The following is a 19,269-nucleotide window of genomic DNA, read 5'->3' as shown; positions in this document are numbered from 1 at the left end:
CAACCCAGACTGGAGCTTGCGGAAGTCTGGGATAGCAAACATCCATTGCTCCATGAGGCCTGAAAGGCCGATCTTTATAAAAAATCAACTTTCTAAACTGAAACAGGACCTGCCAGGCCTTCTCACTCAACCATCAAGATCTCAAAAAACTGAATCGCGAGTTTCTACTCCCCAATGATAAAGCCCAAAGGGCTGACCCATGACAACCCAGACTGGAGCTTGCGGAAGTCTGGGATAGCAAACATCCAATGGTCCATGAGGCCTGAAAGGCCGATCTTTTAATCCCAAACATAACGTTCATCATAATCAATTTGATACTCTTTTAAAAAGAGCCTGAATTCATCCTGAAAACTCATTTTCTGGTGATGTATATCTTGATTTTGAATGTAAGCTTTGACTATTTCCAATTTTGATTGGCTTACTGAGAATGCCCCATAACCGTTTTGCCATTCAAAATTTTTAACACCCTGTTTTTTCATCCAACTTGAACTTGAAGTTTTAATTTTCTGAACATACTTTGAAATCGTAATCGTTCTAGGCAATTCAAACAACATATGTATATGATCGGGGTTGGCATAAATTTCATGGACGTATGATTTTAGGTTGGAAGAAACTCCCGTTATGTAAGCTTGAAGTTCCCTACGGATTTGTTCTGGAATATTTTTTTCTCTCTTCTTTGTAGAGAATATCAGATGTATATAAACTCCTGCAAGAGATTGTGACATAAGAAGAAATTGTCTGGTTCATCTATCTAAATTAAAAAAACAGGATATATTAATAATTCTTTACTAAATATTATCCGATTAAGTTTGAGATCGGTCCTTCAGACCTCACAAAATCAATCACAAACGTAAACCTAGGACTTTGTCCTAGGCTGTCACAGTACGGCCTTTCAGGCCTTCTTACCACAACCATCAATACCTCAAAAAACCGAATCGCGCGTTTCTACTCCCCAATGATAAAGCCCAAAGGGCTGACCCATGGCAACCCAGACTGGAGCTTGCGGAAGTCTGGGATAGCAAACATCCATTGCTCAATGAGGCCTGAAAGGCCGATCTTTGATTTAAATCATCCTCACCCTAAAACTCTACCACTCCTTCAGGAAATACACAGGCATCCAAAGCCACATCATGGGATTCCGCTGCTATGCTATCCACTGGGGCAAAAAAACTCAATCCTAACTTGTACACCTGATCATCCAACTCTTCGAAAAACCTATCATAATACCCTTTGCCATACCCCAGCCTATGACCTTGGCGGTCTACAGCCAAAAGCGGCACTATTACCAACTGTATTTCCTTAGGTGAAACTACCTTTTGCTCTGTTGGTAATGGAATCCCGAGGTAATCTTCTACAATCTTCACTCCTCCCGAAATATCAAGCGTCAATAATTTCTCACCAGACACTAAAGAAGTATACAGGGTATACCCTTTTTTATTTAAAGATTCATAGAGGGAGAAGGTATCTACCTCTTTATTTTTTTGAATAGGTAAATAAATGTGCACATGTTTCCATTCAGGATGCTCCTTCAAAAAGTCTAAGATGTGCGCTACAATCAATGCTGACATCCTGCCGGCTTCTTCCAAAGCCAGTTTTTTTCTTTTTTGTTTATACGCTTCCCTAAGCTCTTGTTTATTCATTTTCAATTCTCAAGATCATGTAATCAAAATCCAATGGATCAAACAAGTCAAAAAGCTTCTCCACGAAATCCCTGTCCTCCAAATAAAATTTCATGAAGTTTTCTACCCTCTCCTGAGGAGATCCTCCCGGATACATGTATTCCTGGAGTTCTTCCCGCTGTCGGATAGTAGTAGAGAGTCTTTTTTCTTCAGCCTTTCTTACCTTATCTGCCATTTGGTCCAGAATCTTTTGGGCACGTACCTCTGCTGCAGCAAAGGCATTTCCTAGGCTCTTTTCAAGATGGACCACTTTATTGGCTGTATCGGAAAAAAGTTTGCCCAATAACTCTTTTTCTTCGGTCAAACTGATATCTGTTTCCGCATTTTCTTTGACAAACCTTTTTTTCCATGTCAGCAAATCTTCAAAAAGCTCCTTGTCAGAAAGTTTAAGCTTACTTGCTTTTCGCTGTCCGTATTTATTCATCACAAAAGCAAAATTTCGCGGCATAATGGCCGGCAGGGGAACTTGATATTGGTCGAATACTGATTTCAACTGCAACCAATAAGCTACTTCTGCCGGACCGCCCAAATAAGCGATGTTTGGTAAAATCATTTCTTGGTACAAGGGTCTCAAAACCACATTGGGACTAAATCGCTCAGGATGGGAATTAATTTCCTCTTCCATGTCTTCTTCAGTAAACGAAATATCTGAATTCAACACCTTATATATAGGGCCTATTTTTTCAATCCTCTCGCGAAGCCCATCTTTCATGTAGAAAAAATTAATCTCTCTTGGAAAAACCTGACTTTTATAACCCAGATTTTCTAGTTTCTTTGTCTGCGTTTCACAAAGCATGTTAGCCTGATGATTGAATACATCATCTTTGATCACTTCTTTGAAACAGGCTTTCAGCTCAGGTAATTTACCATCCACAACTAAAAGCCCTTTGTCTCCAAAAAGCGAATGCACATATTTTCTAACCGCTTCTGAAAGGGTTTTTGAGCCCAAATATGCTGTTTGGAAAACATCAGGTGCAAAATACTGTACTGATTTAAAAAACTCCCTGAAACTCTTATCCAACTCAAGGTCTCCAACAGCACCTTTTTGTTGTGTATGCCATTGGTATTTCTCCCCGTCCAATTTGAAATAATTAATCTCATCAAAGTCATGATCTTCGGTAGCCATCCAATACACCGGAATGAAATGTTGGTCGGGAAATGATCGGTTGAGCTTTTCAGCCAGATTGATGGTGGATACAATCTTATAAATAAAATAGAGCGGTCCAGTAAAAAGGTTCAGCTGATGTCCTGTAGTAACCGTGAATGTATTTTCTTTTTCTAATTTCTGAATCTGCAAGTTAGTGGATTCAGTCTGCTCAATTTCTGCATATTGGTTTTTCAAAGAATCTACAAGTACCCTTCTGATTGATGGAGAAAAGTTTTTCTCTTTGATCAATTCGGGAAAATTTTCCAAGTCTGGAAATTGATTGTAAAAAGGTCTGAGCTCAGTTTTTTTTCCTAGATAATCCAAAAAAAGTGGAGAAAACTGTCCGGTACACGCTGGTTCAACAGTGCTTTTGTTCATGGAATCGAGGGGTAAATGTTAATTTTCAAGGTACAAAGGTTTCTAACTATCCAACAAATGATAAAGTTCGCAATTTAATCCTATTTACAAGAGTGGTCAAAGCGGGATGGTGAATAGTGAGTGGATCATCGTCAAATTGAAATTTAATTACATTTCAAGTATATCCACTTTCTTACAGATATTTTATAATCAACATCCGAAAGATAGAGGAAATCAAAATGTAAGCATACTTCCGGCATTGGTCATCCTAGTCTGATTAAGACAGGAGTCATCCTTACATCCTTACATAAAAGTATAGGAAAATGTCTCCTACCATTATTGCAGATAATCCTGTTACATATTTTCAAAAATTATGTAATTCCTTCCATCATATTCCATTTACATTTGATGATAAGAAAAAGGTTCAAAGCCCAAAATATTCAATATTAGTTTTCTTAAAGGTGTAAAGATGCAGAAAGAAATCCCCATATCCGGAATGAGTTGCTCTGCTTGTGCAGTTGCGGTGGAGAAAACCTTGACATCTGCCCAAGGAGTAAAAGCAGCCCGTGTGAATTATGCCAATCATACTGCCCAGTTGGAGTGGGATGAGGATATTGTCCCGCTAGAGTCACTCAAAAAACAAGTACAAGAGACCGGTTATGACCTCATCCTTGAGGACATGGCAGAAGAGGACTTGGAAGAAATTCAGGTAAAAGCTTACAAAACGCTCAAGAAAAAAACACTCTATGCCGGTATCCTGGCATTCCCAGTATTTGTGATAGGGATGTTTTGGATGGATATGCCATATGCTGATCCTATCATGTGGGCGTTAACAACACCTGTTTTATTTGTATTTGGAAGGCAATTTTATACGCAGGCCTTTAAGTTGGCAAAAAAACTCCAATCCAATATGGACACGCTGGTGGCCCTTAGTACAGGTATCGCCTATTTATACAGTACCTTCAACACCTTTTTCCCTCAATTTTTACTGGAAAGAGGCCTTGAACCACATGTGTATTTCGAAGCTGCTGCTGTTATTGTATTTTTTATACTTTTAGGCAAAACTTTAGAATCAGGTGCAAAAGCCGGCACCGGTGCTGCATTGAAAAAATTGATGGGGCTCCAAGAAAAGGAGGTTTTGATATTGGTAGAAGATAAGCCTATTGCTAAAGCTACACATGAAGCCCAAAAAGGCGAATTGATGTTGATCAAACCAGGACAGAAAATCCCATTGGATGGAATTGTCATAGAGGGCGATTCTTATGTCAATGAAAGCATGCTTTCGGGTGAGCCTATTCCAGTGCTGAAAAGTAAAGACAGTCAGGTTTTTGCCGGCACAATCAACCAAAAAGGAAGTCTGAAAGTATTCATCGAAAAGGAATCGGGTGATACCCTTTTATCTCAAATTATCGAAAGGGTAAAAAAGGCACAGGGTTCCAAAGCTCCTATCCAGAAACTGGTTGATCAGGTTTCTGCTATTTTCGTACCTGTGGTGTTGGGAATTTCAATCGTGGCATTTCTGGTCTGGGGTTTTAGCGGTGTAGAAGAAGCTTGGCTGAGAGGAATGTTGGCTATGATCACCGTTTTGGTGATTGCCTGCCCATGCGCTTTGGGTTTGGCTACACCCACAGCCATCATGGCAGCCATGGGTAAAGGTGCTGAAATGGGCATTCTTATCAAAGACGCAGAGAGCCTTGAAAAAGGAAAAAAGATCGATACCCTGGTATTAGATAAAACAGGAACAATTACCGAAGGAAAGCCTAAAGTAACTGATGTAATCAAAACAGATTCATGGCAAACTGGAGATGGAGAGGCTTTGGCTGCGCTGGAGTCCAGAAGTGAGCATCCATTGGCCAGGGCGGTGGTTGAGTATTTTGATCTACTGGAAAAAGCTCCTGTTGTTCAAAATTTCCAAAGCCAAACAGGAAAAGGCGTCAGTGCAGAAGTTGAAGGAAAGTTATTCCAGATTGGAAATATGAAATTCCTGGAGGCCTCGGGTGTGACTATTCCCAATCAATACGTTGAAAAGGCTGAGGCTTTTCTCAAAGAAGGAGCTATAGTGGTCTTTGCATCCAAAGACAAAGATCTTATTGCTATCCTTAAAATTGCCGATCCTCTCAAAACCACTTCAAAAGAGGCCATCAAAAAATTGAAGGCGTTGGAGATAGAATTGCATATGCTGACAGGAGATCAAGAACTTACTGCTGCATGGGTAGCGAAAGAGGTAGGCATAGAACATTTTCAATCTGAAGCCCTTCCTCAAGGGAAGGCGGACTATATACTTTCCTTACAGTCCGCAGGAAAAACGGTAGCCATGGTTGGTGACGGCATCAATGATTCAGAAGCTTTGACTTTGGCCGACCTGAGTATAGCCATGGGAGAAGGTACGGATATAGCGATGGATGTGGCGGAGATTACATTGGTGAAATCTGATCTTACACAGATTCCGAAGGCCCTATCTCTTACAAGGAAAACAGTAAAGATAATCCGCCAAAATCTCTTCTGGGCATTTATTTACAATGTAATGGGTATACCCATTGCTGCTGGAATTCTTTACCCCATTTCAGGGTTTCTATTGAATCCTATGCTCGCTGGTGCTGCTATGGCACTGTCTTCGGTCTCCGTGGTAACGAATAGTTTGAGGCTGAGAAGGTAGGAGGTGAAACTTACGATTTTGGATTTACTACGAACAATTAAGTCGGAAAACTGTATAGGAGGCCAACTGGAAATAGGGAATTGTCAAGCATAAAAAATTGATAAACAAATTTTAATAATATGAAAAAATTCAAAACCAATGTTAAATGCGGTGCATGCGTAGCCGCTATAACACCTGAAATGAATAAACTTGAAAAGGCGGATTGGAAAGTGGACCTTACGCATCCGGATAGGGTCATGACAGTAGATGGAGACATTTCTACTAAAGATATTGTCGAAGCAATGGAAAAGTCAGGATATAAAGCAGAGCAGATTTGAGCAAAGAAATCTATCCAAATAGCTTTATTTTCTTAGATTTGCCCAAAACTAATAATGATCAACTACCAAAAATTTGTACTGGACAATGGCCTAGAGGTGTTGGTTCATGAAGACCACAGCAGCAAAATAGCGGTAGTCAACATGCTCTACAAGGTAGGATCCAGGAATGAAATTCCCGGCAAAACAGGGCTGGCTCATTACTTTGAACACCTGATGTTTGGCAGTTCCAAAAATGTACCTGTTTTCGATGCTGCTTTGGAGAAGGTAGGCGGTTCTTGCAACGCCTTCACAAATACGGATATCACCAATTATTACATCACCTTACCTGCTGTCAATCTGGAAACAGCCTTCTGGCTCGAATCTGACCGCATGTTTCAATTGAATCTCAGTGAAAAAACAATTGAAACCCAAAGAAAAGTGGTGATAGAAGAGTTCAAACAAAGGTATCTCAATCAACCTTATGGAGATGTTTTTCACCATGTTCGGGATTTGGCTTTTGATACCCACCCCTACAGATGGCCAACGATAGGTAAAAATATTGAGGACATTGTAAATTACAGAAAAGATGATGTGGAAGAGTTTTACCTCAGCCATTACAGTCCTGACAATGCCGTGATGGTTGTAGCAGGAGGGGTCAAAACAGAGGAAGTGAAAGTCTTGGTTGAAAAGTGGTTTGGTGAAATTCCTTCCAGCCAAATGCCTAAGAAATCAATCCCGCAGGAATTACCTCAATCAGCAAAAAAAATAAAGACTGTGTTGGCAGATGTACCTACAGATGCCTTGTATAAAGTATATCATGTGCCAGCTAGGCTCCAGGAAGGATACTTGGAGTCCGACCTGATTACTGACATCATTGGTTTTGGGCGGTCCTCACTCTTGGAGCAACGCTTGGTTAAAAACGGGCGCATTTTCGCTTCTGTCGGTGCTTACATTTTTGGGACTGTAGATCCAGGATTGATGGTCTTTTCAGGGAAAATGGAAAAAGGCCAAAGTGCTGAAAATGCTGAAAAAGCACTTGATTTACTGGTAGCGGAATTTTTACAATCAGAGGTTGAGGAGCCTATATTGACCAAAGTAAAGAATCAGGCGGAAGCCATGAAGACCTACGAATCCGTTCAATTATTGAATAGGGCAATGAGCTTGGCTTACTATGCTCATTTGGGAAATCCAGATCTTTATCAAACAGAATACGAAAGGAAAACAAAAATCCCGTCAGTAAAGATAATGGACTGGGCAAAAGAAATCCTAAGGGAAGAAAATGCTTCAGTGCTTTATTACAAGTCAAAAGGAAAGTAAATGAAATATACTTTAAGAAATAAGCCTGTGGCGAAATATGGTGGAAATATGCTTCGCGAAATATAAAAAAGGAAATATAGTGGAAACCGTAGTGTAACAGAGGTCCCGAGAACAAACCGACTCGGGGTAAATTGAAAAAGGAAATATAGTGGAAATATGCTTCGCGAAATAGGATAGAAATATTTCAACCTTATTTCAACCGTATTTCTATAATATTTCTATTGTATTTCAACCGTATTTCCAGCGTATTTCTACAGTATTTTAATCAACCTTATAATTATAAAAATGACAAATTTTAGGATAGGTTTTGGCTACGATGTGCATCAACTCAGAGAAGGCTATGACTTTTGGTTGGGCGGCATCAAGCTCGAGCATGAAAAGGGCGCTGTAGGGCATTCCGATGCGGACGTACTTATCCACGTGATCTGCGACGCACTCCTAGGTGCTGCGGATTTACGGGATATTGGTTATCATTTTTCAGATAAAGATCCAAAGTACAAGGGTATAGACAGTAAAATACTGCTCAAGGAAGTCATGCAGCTCATCCGGGGAAAAGGATATGAAGTAGGTAATATAGACAGCACGGTGTGTTTGGAAATTCCCAAACTCAATCCACACATTCATTCTATCAAAGAATGTCTTGCTGAAGTCATGCAGGTAGACAAAGGAAATATATCTGTAAAGGCAACAACCACAGAGAGGCTCGGTTTTGTAGGAAGAGAAGAAGGAGTATCGGCCTATTGTGTGGTTTTAATTTATAAAGTATAAAATGGGAAAGGAAGTAAAAATCATTACCACAGAAGATGGCTCTCATTCACTTTTTTTGCCTGAATTGAATGAAACCTACCACTCTTTTCATGGAGCTTACAGAGAATCTGTTCACGTATTCATGTTATATGGCTTGGAGGCATGGTACACCAAAAACCCCGACCGTTTTCCGATCAGGATTTTTGAAGTGGGTTTTGGCACAGGATTGAATGCATGGCTCAGCTTGGTTTGGGCGGAACAATATAAGGTTCCAGTCCTATACCACAGCATCGAGCCCTTTCCGCTGGAAAAAGATATCTACAGTCAGCTGAATTATACGGAAGTGGACCATACCATTTACCATTATGCACCATATTTTCAGCAACTCCATGAAGCAACATGGGGAGAAGGTGTGATCATGTCTGAGTATTTCAACATGAAAAAGGATATCATTACCCTGGAAGATGCAACACTGTATTCCTCTGATATAGTCTTTTTTGATGCTTTTGCTCCCAATAAGCAACCTGAGTTATGGACAAAGGAAATACTTGAAAAAGTGACTGAAACCATGAATCCGGGAGCAGTTTTCACCACTTACTGCGCCAAGGGACAGGTGAAAAGAGATTTAAGCGATTTAGGATTAGAGGTAGAAACCCTTCCTGGACCTCCGGGAAAAAAAGAAATGACAAGAGGCTGGAGGAAAGGGTGATAAAAATTGATTATTAAGAGTTCCTTCATCGTTGCTGGTATTCTTCTTAATTCTTTTCTTGGGAGGATACTTATGGATACTGTGTTGATAACAAGAAATATGATTATTCGCTCCTTTGCCAATAATCTGAAGTTCTAGTATTACTATTTGCATTGGACCAGTATCAAGAAATAATTTGTGCACCGTGCCGGATCTAATATAAATTAGTATCGATTGATTCAAAGACTGGGCCTTTATTTCCTTATTGACATCATCCGGAATATGCATAAAAAAGCGGTTCGGCCTCTTTTCCTAAACCCTCACTCTTTCAATCTATTCCGCCAGGCAAAAGCCAACATAGGCAACTGTTGATAACTGTTTACACCCGCCTTTACACCCTGGGTTTTTAGAAAAATATCATTTGATTTTCTACTCAGCTCCAAATTGATAGGTTTGATGGCTTGCTGGGCTTTTTGAATAGAAAGCAGGTCATTACGGATTCCTGCAGGCAAAGTCTTATAAAAATGACCATATAGCTCTTTGGACATGCGGTATAGGTCATTCATCTGATAGCGCAGCAATCTCAGTTGGCCTGAATACTGTAAGAGCGCATCATCAGAATTGGAACAAATGACCCAAGCGATAAAATTGGCTTCACCCTCATCAGTGACACCATAGCTATGTGCCATTTCGTGAGCCACTGTAAATGGTTTTTCCAAAGGGTGCAAGGTCGGATCAATATAGCTCTCTCCGGTAAAAGGAAAATAAATACCCAGAATTCCCATCTTTCGCATAAAACCTGCAGGATAAAACTGCTTTGTACGGGGCTCTCCTGTGAAATTCAATCCGAGCAGATAAAGATTTTCCCTCATATTGGATCTCACTAATTTTTCCAGTTTTGGATAATCTATAGTTTCCTCTATGGCCAAAGTATCCTCAGTAAGGTTAAACCTCAACTGATTGGTAATATTTCTGGTCAATTCCAGTTCTTGTATCAATTGAGTCTCATTGAGCGGTACAGGTTTCAGTTCCAGTTGTTGAAAAATAGGGATCCTTTGATAATTAAATCCCCAGAGGATCAAAAACAAAAAGACCAGTGCACCCAGACCATTGAAAAGTGATCGGATGCTGAACCCCAATTTGTCTACCCAGCCTTGGGTCTTTACGAGGCGGTAAATAAAATAAATGAATACTGCGATTACAGTGGCAACAAAAATATAAACTGTAGCAAATGGCAACTGTGACACGGTTTTGTCAATAACATTCCTGATACCGGGGAAAAAAGATCGGGAATATATTTCCTCGGTTTTCTCGGGATATTTAACAGCAAAATGCCTGACCAGCAAGCTGATCAGGCCCAAAATCGTCCAAGTCCAGTTACCTTTTAGCACCGTATCAAACCCCTTCTGCCTGCACTTCTTTTACTTCATTAGGAAGCATTCTGGTCAGGAGATTTTGGATTCCAGCTTTGAGTGTAACCGTACTTGAAGGGCAACCGGAGCAACTCCCCTGAAGTAATACTTTTACGATCCCATCATTGAAACTATGAAATACTATAGCTCCACCGTCCTGCTCAACAGCCGGTCTGATGTACTCATCCAAAATGCCTTTAATCTTTTTGACAGTTTCCGAATCATTTTCATCAAACAAGGGATCCTTATCAAAAGTAGCCTGAACTGCAGGCTTTCCTGTTTCCAGATAAGTTTTGATGTGGTTTCTGATAAAATCCTGTAATTCTATCCAATCCAGCTCAGGTTTTTTAGTTACAGTCACAAAATTGGATGCAATAAACACCCTTTCTACCGCAGCAAAATTAAAAAGTTCTTTTGCCAAGGGTGAATTATCCGTGCTGGATGCATCTGGATAATCAAAACTGATTCCATCATCTGCCAACATAAAATTCACGACAAACTTCAGTGAATTAGGATTAGGGTTGGCTTCAAGGTAGATATGTACAGGTCTTTTTTGCGCTTGTAACATGATTGTTCTTTAATTCTTTAAGTTATGACATTAATACTGATATCAGGCCGGAATAGTTCCTTTTACCTTCACTTTTACCAATTGGCTTTTCTAATACGGAAGAGGTAGGTCAAAGTGAACTCAAGCGTCGTGATATTCATGTCAAAAATCCTATCCTGAGACTCCTGATCTCCAAATTCATAGGAAAAACGACCGTCAACAGCCAGTGTATTTTTCCCGAACAATTTGGAAATCCCCGCTCCCAGAGAAAGTCCATACATCAGCCTTTTGGGATTATCTCCTGGTTGCCCATATGTGGGCAACTCTACCACATCTACTTCAAACTCCCGAGTTACATCCCTTGCATTCAAAAGGTAACCAAGATGTGGCCCTAACTTGATATGAAATCTACCAGACCTCCCGAAATAAAAATTAGACAACAAAGGCATTTTCAGGTAATCCATTTCAGTCCTATTGACTAGCATTTGGTCATTCTCCTGGTTGTATCCCAAGGTGATATATTGCAATTCAAATTGTACTCCGGCATTCTTTTGCCCAAAATGTTCAATGACAAAAGAATAAGTCTGAGCAGTAATCCCATCTGAAAACTCAACGGGTCTACCAAGCTGATACCTATAACTGACAGAAGAAATAGATGCTCCCCCCCGGAAACCAACACTTGTCTGAGCCTTAGAAATAAGCGGAAATACACTCAGTAAAACCAATAAAATACAGATGTACCTGATACGCATGCTCAAAATTAAGCATACTTTGGAATTATCCGCTTTTCTCCTGACCAATGCCTGATTTTATTTATTGATCGGATGAAACAGGAATTAAAAAAGTTCCTCTGACAGGGTTTCCATTTGTATCCAAACCCTCAACCACAAGGTATTTGGGGCTGGAAGTATCATTGGTATAAAACTCAACACTTGCTTTCCCTGTACTGCTTTCGGTAACCATATAAGGGTTCCAATACAAAGTAACCCTTTCATCTTTATCGGGTACTTCTTCTGCCGTAGCATAATCAAAAGGCACATAATTGCTTGGCATCCCAAAACCTTCTATCAGCATGTTGCTCATTCCGGGAGAGTCAGATGAAAACAAAGGTGCCTGATTTATCCCCCTCTTTAAGTATATGGCAATAATGCCATTTCTTCCCAGGTCACCCATCATAGAACTCATTCTACTGACTACTTCTATTCTATCTATATCGTTGGGGTTGACAGTGGCTATATTGTTCGCTGCCAATACTCCCGCGCCGGAAGGCATAGCAGAACCATCAATCATCACCAAAGGCTCCATGGATAGGTTGGAAGAGGCTGCACCTCCCCTTATCCTGATTTCCTGTGTAACGGTCACCGACATTCCGGGCACTTGTGCTTTAAGACTCATCAGCAGATCCATCACTGTACCATTCCGATTGAGGTTTTCGCTTTTGACCACATGATCTGCACGACCATATATGGCTAGGGGACCAGTAGATTCTTTTTGCGATTCTACTTCTATTTCTTCCAACTGAACCAACTCCTCCTCGACTGAATAATCAAAAATGGAGGTGCTTGTTTGACTGATATTCGGCATGGTTAGATGTGAGGGAACAAAGAAAGGAGGATTAAGCTTTTCTACCAGTTCAAATTTGCCATAGCCTTTACCTTTCTTGTCCAAAGCCATAAATGCAAAATCCATTGGACCGTAAAATTCCATTTCTTCCAATTGGAAACTCCCATCTTTATCGGATTCCAAGTCAAAAGTGCCTTCATAATTATTTAAAAAAACCGTAAATGGTGCACTGACCCCCTTGCCCTTATCATTCACAAACTTTCCTTCAACGGTCCAGGCTGATTCCAAAGGATAGGTGAATTTCTCAGGTGTTATATGATCTGGCACATTGACAAATTCTATCCCGTTCAAGGCAGTTACATTTTCGGGATAAGGTGTGGCATAATATGTATCTCTAACGGAAGCAGATAAATTGGCAGAAACAGGCCTGCCTTCTGAATCCTTTATTTCAAAATCTACCTTTACTTTTTCTCTTTGAGCATATAGCTCTTTGTCGGCTTCAAAGAGTACTTGTATTTCCCCCTGGTTCTCGTTTGGCATTTCTGTGGACAAAACCCTATCGTAAGGGCTTATTACCGGTAGGGTTTTGACAAAGTATGAATCAGGCCCATAGTTTCTATTCCAATTGGTATAAGCTCTAATATAATATTCATGCTGTTTTAGGCTATCCGGAAGGTAAAATTCACCTACAGCCATCCCATTTTCCACTTTATATTTCTTCTTTAAAATCACATCCCGATCTGCTGAAATCAATTCCACGTGAAGGATTTTACTCAGCTCCCTTCTGAAATCCGGATTGGCGTACCTGAAATATGCTTTAAAAAAAACAGGTTCCCCCTGATAGTAATATGCCCTATCCGTATGCAAGTATACTTTTTCCTGCAAACTTCCCGCATCTTTGACCATCTGTCTTTGGAGCCTGTCTGAGAGGTTTGGCTTGTAGTCAAAAGGAAGCATGCTACTGACTTTTCTCTTATCCATATCTCCTGAAAAAGTCACATCCTTTTCATTGAGCACCATACCATTGGCATTGACATAAACGTAGTTGCCATTGACTTCGAGCCATGATATTGGATAGGGAGCATCTCTGTAGGTGTTTACATTTGAAAAACCCTTTTCATAGTGAATCTCAATTCTTCCTTTTAGGAAAATCTTATACTCTCCTGGGCGCTTCCCCGGCTGAACCAGGTTATCCGGTTTATATTCCACTACAGAATTCCCAAGCTCATTGGCAAACACATCTGACCTCAAGTTTCGGCTTTCAGAACCTCCTGCCTTATCCCCATAAAGGAAAAAACCTTCTTGATTGTGCTGATTTTCAATCATTGCCCTGAACATATTTGCAGGGGATTTAAGATAGGTATCGAGCCTGTTTCTTTCCCAATTAGACCTTGTTTTAGGATCTGGGCTCTGCATTTCTTCAAACCTAGTGGCACCAGCGATGATGTGGAACTGAGACGTATATTGGAATTGCTTAAGGTCGAAAGTAAGTTTATAACCTAAGGCCGAATTTTCGATTTCTATTGGCTGAATTGCCTCAGCACGAAAGTTGTTATTAGAATTGTCCTCAGGAAAATCAATTACCCAAGCGTTGAGGATTTCCGACTGGGCTGCCAAATCGTCGTTGCCAAGAAAATAATTTTTAAACTTTCTCAGTTCCCGCTCCCATGACCTGTCTCTTTTGGATTTGATTTCCACATCGCTGAGCTCCTGGTCAAAAGAAACCAGAGCTATATTAATGGTAAGTTGCGCACCTGACTTTACCGAAGCGGTTTTTTGTACCGCCTCGTAGCCCATAAAAGAAAAGCCCAAGTCAAATTCCCCCGCTGGCACATCATTTAAAATGTAGTTTCCATCAAAGTCAGTAGTGGTAGAAATGGTTGAGTTGTTGATAAATACATTACAAAACGGCAATGGTTCTCCGGATTGTGCGTCTGTCACATTTCCAGAAATTGAGCCCGTTTGGGCAAATGACAATTGAATAAGAAAAAATGAAGCGAGCAAAAAGAAAAACTGTCTCATAAGTTTAAACTAATGGTTACGGAAATATAAATACTGATTTCTTAAACTCCTAGGAGGTATACTTTATTTTTAGAAAAAAAGTTGAATGCAAAAAAATAAGCCAGGATATCCCGGCTTATTTTTACTTTTTATTTTTTTTTCCGTCTTTAATATCCTCAATATCTTCCCGGTCTTTCAGCTTTTTGTCCTCCACATTCTTATTGAGAAACTCATTGAGTTTATCAATAGAAAAGGAGCTGGAGATTTCCCCAAAAGTATTGATGTTCATTTTAAAACCATCAAGGTCTTTATGAACTTTTGGACTCTCTTCTTTTTTTGGTTTTTTAGCCATGGCTAAGTATGTTAAATATTTACCTTAAGGTTGTTCAAAGCGTAATCCAGTCTTTTCACTAGTTCGTCTTTACCAAGAATACTAAATACTGCCATCAAATCAGGCCCTGCGCCTACTCCAGTAACGGCAAGTCTTACAGCTTGCATTACTTTCCCTAGCTTGATGCCATTGTCTTCAGCAGCTGCTTCCAATAAAGATTTGGCAGATTCCGGATTCAATTCCCCAGGAAAGTCTACCAACTTTTCTTTATATGTACCTAACACAGCAAGTGCGTCATTGTTCCATCTTTTAGCAAGCACAGCTTCATCAAATGAATCTGGCGCAACTAACATAAACTTCCCTTCCTTCCAAAGATCAGAGGGAAAGGTAGCTCTTTCTTTCATCACCTGAACAATCTGAGTTGCCTTTGAAAACTCTATTTGAATTCCTTCCAATTGCAGATCATCCATCAGGTATTGAGCAAGCTCCTCATCTGACTTAGCCCTGAGGTATTGCTCATTGTACCACTTGGCTTTGTTGATATCAAACTTGGTTCCTGACTTCCCTATTCGTTCTACGGAAAATGCATCAATGAGTTCCTCTAGGGAAAAAAGCTCTCTATGGTCTCCGGGATTCCAACCCAGGAATGCCAGAAAATTCAAAAACGCATCTGGCAGGTAACCTTGCTCCCTGAAACCCATTGCGGTATCACCTGAAGTGGGATCTATCCAATCCATAGGAAAAACAGGAAATCCATGTTTATCTGCATCTCTTTTGGAGAGCTTGCCATTTCCGTCAGGCTTGAGCAAAAGGGGTAAATGTGCAAACTGAGGCATAGTATCTTCCCAACCAAAATACCTGTACAACAATACGTGCAAAGGTGCTGAAGGAAGCCATTCCTCTCCCCTAATTACGTGTGTGATACCCATCAAATGATCATCTACAATATTGGCTAAATGGTAGGTTGGCATTCCATCCGATTTCATCAAGACCTTATCATCCAAAGTAGATGAGTGTACCATGACCCATCCCCTAATGAGGTCATTGAGTCTGACTTCTTCTTTTCGGGGAATTTTGACACGGATGACATAAGGTTCTCCGGATTCCAGTCTCGCTTTTACCTCATCTTCCGGAAGGGTAAGTGAGTTTTTCATTTGAGTTCTGGTTATAGAGTTGTATTGTGGCGATACAACCCTCGCAGCCGTCAATCTTTGCCTCATGGCTTCCAATTCCTCTGAAGTATCAAATGCATAATAGGCGTGGCCCTTTTCCACCAAATCCATGGCATATTGCATGTACATTGGTTTTCTTTCAGACTGTCTATAAGGCCCAACTGAACCTGGATTCCAAGGGCTCTCATCTGGAGCTATCCCCAACCAATCCAGCGCTTCTTTGATATATTCTTCAGCACCTGGCACAAACCGGGTCTGATCCGTATCTTCTATTCTAAGTAAAAATCTCCCCTTGTTTTTTCTGGCAAAAAGGTAATTGTAAAGTGCGGTTCTCACACCTCCTATATGTAGGGCGCCTGTGGGTGAAGGAGCAAATCTTACACGTACTTCTCTATTCATATTGCTTTATTTCTTTCTATGTCAATAACAAAAACAAATTGTTTCTGTTGCTTTATCATACAAAATCGAGGGGCAAAGATAAGGAATTTTGAACACTTGAGAAGGTGGATGAAGAATAAACCCATGTTGAATGTTAATATTGAATATAGCAGGAAGAATATTCATAAAAAAAAGGGAACCCGTTACTGAGTTCCCTTTTCTTTGCAAAGACAAAGTTTTATTTCCTATGTCTGATTTTCTCCTTGATTTTGGCTGCCTTACCTTGACGGCCTCTCAAGTAGTACAATCTTGCTCTTCTTACCTTACCTTCTCTCAACAATTCGATTTTTTCGATTGAAGGAGAAAGAAGTGGGAAAATTCTTTCCACACCAATTCCATTGGATATTTTCCTTACAGTGAAAGTTTCACCATTGGAGTTAGGGTTTTTCCTTTGGATAACTGTTCCTTGGAACTGCTGGATACGCTCTTTGTTACCTTCCGTAATTCTTACGTGTACATTGATAGTATCTCCAGCCTTGAAAGAAGGGAACTTAGATCTAGCCTCGCTATACTCCTCTTCTACAAATTTAATTAGATCGCTCATAGCTTTATATTTTTTGTGATTGGCTATTGCCCTTCACATGTTGAATAAATTCAATTTTCAATTGCTTACTTTATCGCCTTTCAGGAATTATCGCCTTGCAACAAATCAGGTCTTCTTTCCTTGGTACGGCGAACCGATGCTTCAAATCTCCAAGCTTCAATTTTTGCTTGATGCCCTGACATCAATACTTCCGGTACTGTCATGCCCTCATACTCTGAAGGCCTAGTGTATACCGGAGGGGCCAAAAGCCCATCCTGGAAGGAATCAGTCAATGCAGATGTTTCGTCATTGAGAACGCCAGGGATAAGTCGGATGACTGCATCTGCCACGATAGCGGCTGCAAGTTCTCCTCCTGACAAAACATAGTCTCCTACGCTAATTTCCCGGGTGATGAATTTTTCTCTGACTCTTTCATCCACACCTTTATAATGCCCACAGAGGATGATAATATTTTTCTTGAGAGAAAGCTCGTTTGCCATATTTTGGATAAAAGTCTTTCCATCAGGACTCATATAAATCACCTCATCATAGTCCCTTTCGCTTTTCAGTGCCTGAATGCACTTTGCGATGGGTTCAATCATCATGACCATTCCAGCGCCGCCTCCAAAAGCATAATCATCAACTTGCTTTTTTTTGCCGCCGGCATAATCTCTCAGATTGTGTATCCTTACCATTGCAATCCCCTTATCTTCAGCTCTCTTTAAAATAGAGTGGGAAAAAGGCCCTTCCAATAATCCGGGTACAACTGTGATGATATCTATTCGCATCAATCTTCCAGGTATATGTCAAGTAATCCCTCGGGCAATTGGCAGTAAACTTTTTTAGCTGCCTTGTCGACTTTCTGGACAATTCCATCCTGAATGGGTATCAGAACTTCTTTGCCTTTATGGTCAACGCCCAACAAATCCTGAGTTTCTAAATCATAGATGACTTTGACTTCTCCGATTTGTTCTTGATTTTGATCAAGCACTTCAAAACCTATCAGTTCATGGTAGTAATATTGATCATCTCCAAGTGTCTCCAATTCGCTAAGTGGAAGATAAAGTGCCGAGCCAACCAAGGCTGAGACCTTTTCCACTGTATCGTACTCTTCAAACTTTGCCAAAACTTTGTTTGCATGCTGCAATACAAAGTGTTCGATAAAGAAAGGGATCAATCTTGATTTCTGTTCTACGAAAACATGCTTGATGTCTTCATAATCTTCAGGATAATCCACGTCTAAAACGACGCTTACTTCACCATGCAATCCATGAACTTTAGCTATGTAGCCCAATTGAAAACAATTGTCTTTGTTCATGGGGGATTGAGTTATTAAGCTTTATTTTCTTCTCCTTCAGCAGATGCTTCTGGGGCATCTCCTTCAGTAGGAGTCTCTGCTTCCGGGGAAGCTTCCGCTTTTGGAGCAGCTTCGGCCTCTTTAGCAGCGGCTTCAGCATCAGCCGCAGCTTTAGCTTCGTCTTCTCTTGCTTTGATAGCGTCAAGTCTGGCTTGGTTTTTCGCAGTCTCAGCATCCAATGCTGCCTGACGTGCGTCAGCTTTAGCTTTCGTAAGCTTATCTACCTTACCGGTGATAGCTTCCTCTTTGCTTGCTTTCCAAGCTTCAAATTTTTCATCAGCTTGCTCCTGCGTAATTGCACCTTTCAATACACCGATTTGAAGGTGTTTTTTCAACAACACACCCCTGTAAGAAAGCATCGCTTTTACAGTATCTGTTGGCTGCGCACCATTCAACAACCATTTAAGAGCACGCTCATTGTTGATGTTGATTGCTGCAGGGTCAGTGTTGGGATTATAAGTCCCGATTTTCTCGATAAAGCGTCCATCCCGTGGAGCTCTAGCATCAGCTACTACTACGTCATAGATGGCCATTCTTTTTCTGCCTCTACGCGCTAATCTGATTTTTACTGCCATATTAAATTGATATTTAGTGAATTGATGGATCCCGTCCATCGTGATTTTTGGACTGCAAAGATATGGCTTTATTCATGAAATGCACAAATGCCTTTAAATATATTTGCTTGAATGGGAGATATTGCTTTAAATTGCGTCCCGAAATGAGATATTAGAAGCGAGAAGCGAGAGTCTTGGTTCTTGGCTCTCATGTCTCACTGTCTCAAAAAATGGCCTCGTAGTTCAATGCCCGCCCGTACCGACTGGTACAGTCGGGCGGGGATAGAATAGAAGTTTCTTAAACTTTAGACTGCTTGTTTATAATAGTCTTTGAGAAAAGAGTTGGAAAAATTGCTTGATTTACGTTTAAATAAATACTTATTAAGTAGATTAAAAATTACTGAAATAGAAATGGCCTCGTAGTTCAATGGATAGAATAGAAGTTTCCTAAACTTTAGATACAGGTTCGATTCCTGTCGAGGCT

18 protein-coding genes and 1 tRNA gene are annotated in these 19,269 nt (G+C 40.4%); 6 read left to right on the top strand and 13 right to left on the bottom strand.

The genetic code is table 11. The features are described 5' to 3' along the window. Positions 1-278 precede the first annotated feature (278 nt). The 3 genes from tnpA to bshC form a co-directional block, all read right to left on the bottom strand. Positions 279-725: an IS200/IS605 family transposase gene (gene tnpA, locus EA341_RS04830; protein ID WP_293011826.1), complete on the bottom strand. Its 447-nt coding sequence runs from the start codon at positions 723-725 to the stop codon at positions 279-281. Between the two features lie 354 nt (positions 726-1,079). Next, positions 1,080-1,640, bottom strand: a complete 561-nt coding sequence (locus tag EA341_RS04825) for a 5-formyltetrahydrofolate cyclo-ligase (protein ID WP_293011824.1) — start codon at positions 1,638-1,640, stop codon at positions 1,080-1,082. Beyond that, complete coding sequence (gene bshC, locus EA341_RS04820; protein WP_293011822.1) at positions 1,633-3,204, bottom strand: bacillithiol biosynthesis cysteine-adding enzyme BshC; 1,572 nt, start codon at positions 3,202-3,204, stop codon at positions 1,633-1,635. The genes EA341_RS04825 and bshC overlap by 8 nt, the downstream gene beginning before the upstream one ends. 448 nt (positions 3,205-3,652) lie before the next feature. Between bshC and EA341_RS04815 the strand changes: the two genes are divergently transcribed. The 5 genes from EA341_RS04815 to mnmD all read left to right on the top strand — a co-directional run bounded on the left by EA341_RS04815 (position 3,653) and on the right by mnmD (position 8,908). Continuing rightward, positions 3,653-5,839, top strand: a complete 2,187-nt coding sequence (locus EA341_RS04815) for a cation-translocating P-type ATPase (protein WP_293011820.1) — start codon at positions 3,653-3,655, stop codon at positions 5,837-5,839. Between the two features lie 119 nt (positions 5,840-5,958). Next, positions 5,959-6,156, top strand: a complete 198-nt coding sequence (locus tag EA341_RS04810) for a cation transporter (RefSeq protein ID WP_293011818.1) — start codon at positions 5,959-5,961, stop codon at positions 6,154-6,156. A gap of 54 nt (positions 6,157-6,210) precedes the next feature. Beyond that, positions 6,211-7,452 carry a pitrilysin family protein gene (locus EA341_RS04805; RefSeq protein WP_293011816.1) on the top strand — a complete coding sequence of 414 codons (1,242 nt, stop codon included), beginning with the start codon at positions 6,211-6,213 and terminating at the stop codon, positions 7,450-7,452. 285 nt (positions 7,453-7,737) lie between these two features. Beyond that, positions 7,738-8,220 carry a 2-C-methyl-D-erythritol 2,4-cyclodiphosphate synthase gene (ispF, locus tag EA341_RS04800; RefSeq protein WP_293011814.1) on the top strand — a complete coding sequence of 161 codons (483 nt, stop codon included), beginning with the start codon at positions 7,738-7,740 and terminating at the stop codon, positions 8,218-8,220. Position 8,221: 1 nt separating this feature from the next. Beyond that, the gene (gene mnmD / locus EA341_RS04795; protein ID WP_293011812.1) at positions 8,222-8,908 is read left to right on the top strand and encodes a tRNA (5-methylaminomethyl-2-thiouridine)(34)-methyltransferase MnmD; all 687 of its coding nucleotides are present in this window, start codon (positions 8,222-8,224) and stop codon (positions 8,906-8,908) included. Between the two features lie 299 nt (positions 8,909-9,207). Here the strand turns inward: mnmD and EA341_RS04790 are convergent, their stop codons facing one another. The 10 genes from EA341_RS04790 to EA341_RS04745 form a co-directional block, all read right to left on the bottom strand. Further along, positions 9,208-10,278 (bottom strand): DUF3810 domain-containing protein, encoded by a 1,071-nt coding sequence (locus EA341_RS04790; RefSeq protein WP_293011810.1) that lies wholly within the window; start codon positions 10,276-10,278, stop codon positions 9,208-9,210. Between the two features lie 4 nt (positions 10,279-10,282). Continuing rightward, positions 10,283-10,867 carry a NifU family protein gene (locus EA341_RS04785; RefSeq protein WP_293011808.1) on the bottom strand — a complete coding sequence of 195 codons (585 nt, stop codon included), beginning with the start codon at positions 10,865-10,867 and terminating at the stop codon, positions 10,283-10,285. Positions 10,868-10,941: 74 nt separating this feature from the next. Further along, positions 10,942-11,598 (bottom strand): porin family protein, encoded by a 657-nt coding sequence (locus EA341_RS04780; protein WP_293011806.1) that lies wholly within the window; start codon positions 11,596-11,598, stop codon positions 10,942-10,944. A gap of 61 nt (positions 11,599-11,659) precedes the next feature. Beyond that, the gene (locus tag EA341_RS04775; protein WP_293011804.1) at positions 11,660-14,431 is read right to left on the bottom strand and encodes a carboxypeptidase-like regulatory domain-containing protein; all 2,772 of its coding nucleotides are present in this window, start codon (positions 14,429-14,431) and stop codon (positions 11,660-11,662) included. A gap of 121 nt (positions 14,432-14,552) precedes the next feature. Next, positions 14,553-14,762 (bottom strand): hypothetical protein, encoded by a 210-nt coding sequence (locus EA341_RS04770; protein ID WP_293011802.1) that lies wholly within the window; start codon positions 14,760-14,762, stop codon positions 14,553-14,555. A gap of 11 nt (positions 14,763-14,773) precedes the next feature. Further along, on the bottom strand, positions 14,774-16,312 hold the full coding sequence (gltX, locus tag EA341_RS04765) for a glutamate--tRNA ligase (RefSeq protein ID WP_293011800.1): 1,539 nt from the start codon (positions 16,310-16,312) through the stop codon (positions 14,774-14,776). Between the two features lie 217 nt (positions 16,313-16,529). Next, complete coding sequence (rplS, locus tag EA341_RS04760; RefSeq protein ID WP_293011799.1) at positions 16,530-16,895, bottom strand: 50S ribosomal protein L19; 366 nt, start codon at positions 16,893-16,895, stop codon at positions 16,530-16,532. A gap of 80 nt (positions 16,896-16,975) precedes the next feature. Then, positions 16,976-17,662 (bottom strand): tRNA (guanosine(37)-N1)-methyltransferase TrmD, encoded by a 687-nt coding sequence (trmD, locus tag EA341_RS04755; protein ID WP_293011797.1) that lies wholly within the window; start codon positions 17,660-17,662, stop codon positions 16,976-16,978. Further along, a complete protein-coding gene (rimM, locus tag EA341_RS04750; RefSeq protein ID WP_293011796.1) occupies positions 17,662-18,192 on the bottom strand; it encodes a ribosome maturation factor RimM in 531 nt (176 codons plus the stop codon). The genes trmD and rimM overlap by 1 nt, the downstream gene beginning before the upstream one ends. Positions 18,193-18,206: 14 nt before the next feature. After that, complete coding sequence (locus EA341_RS04745; protein ID WP_293011794.1) at positions 18,207-18,806, bottom strand: 30S ribosomal protein S16; 600 nt, start codon at positions 18,804-18,806, stop codon at positions 18,207-18,209. A gap of 392 nt (positions 18,807-19,198) precedes the next feature. Here EA341_RS04745 and EA341_RS04740 point away from each other — a divergent pair. Next, a tRNA-Arg gene (locus EA341_RS04740) sits at positions 19,199-19,269 on the top strand.

Source organism: Mongoliibacter sp. (genome assembly GCF_007692705.1).
Classification (GTDB): Bacteria; Bacteroidota; Bacteroidia; order Cytophagales; family Cyclobacteriaceae; genus Mongoliibacter.
This window is presented reverse-complemented; position numbering and strand designations above follow the sequence as displayed.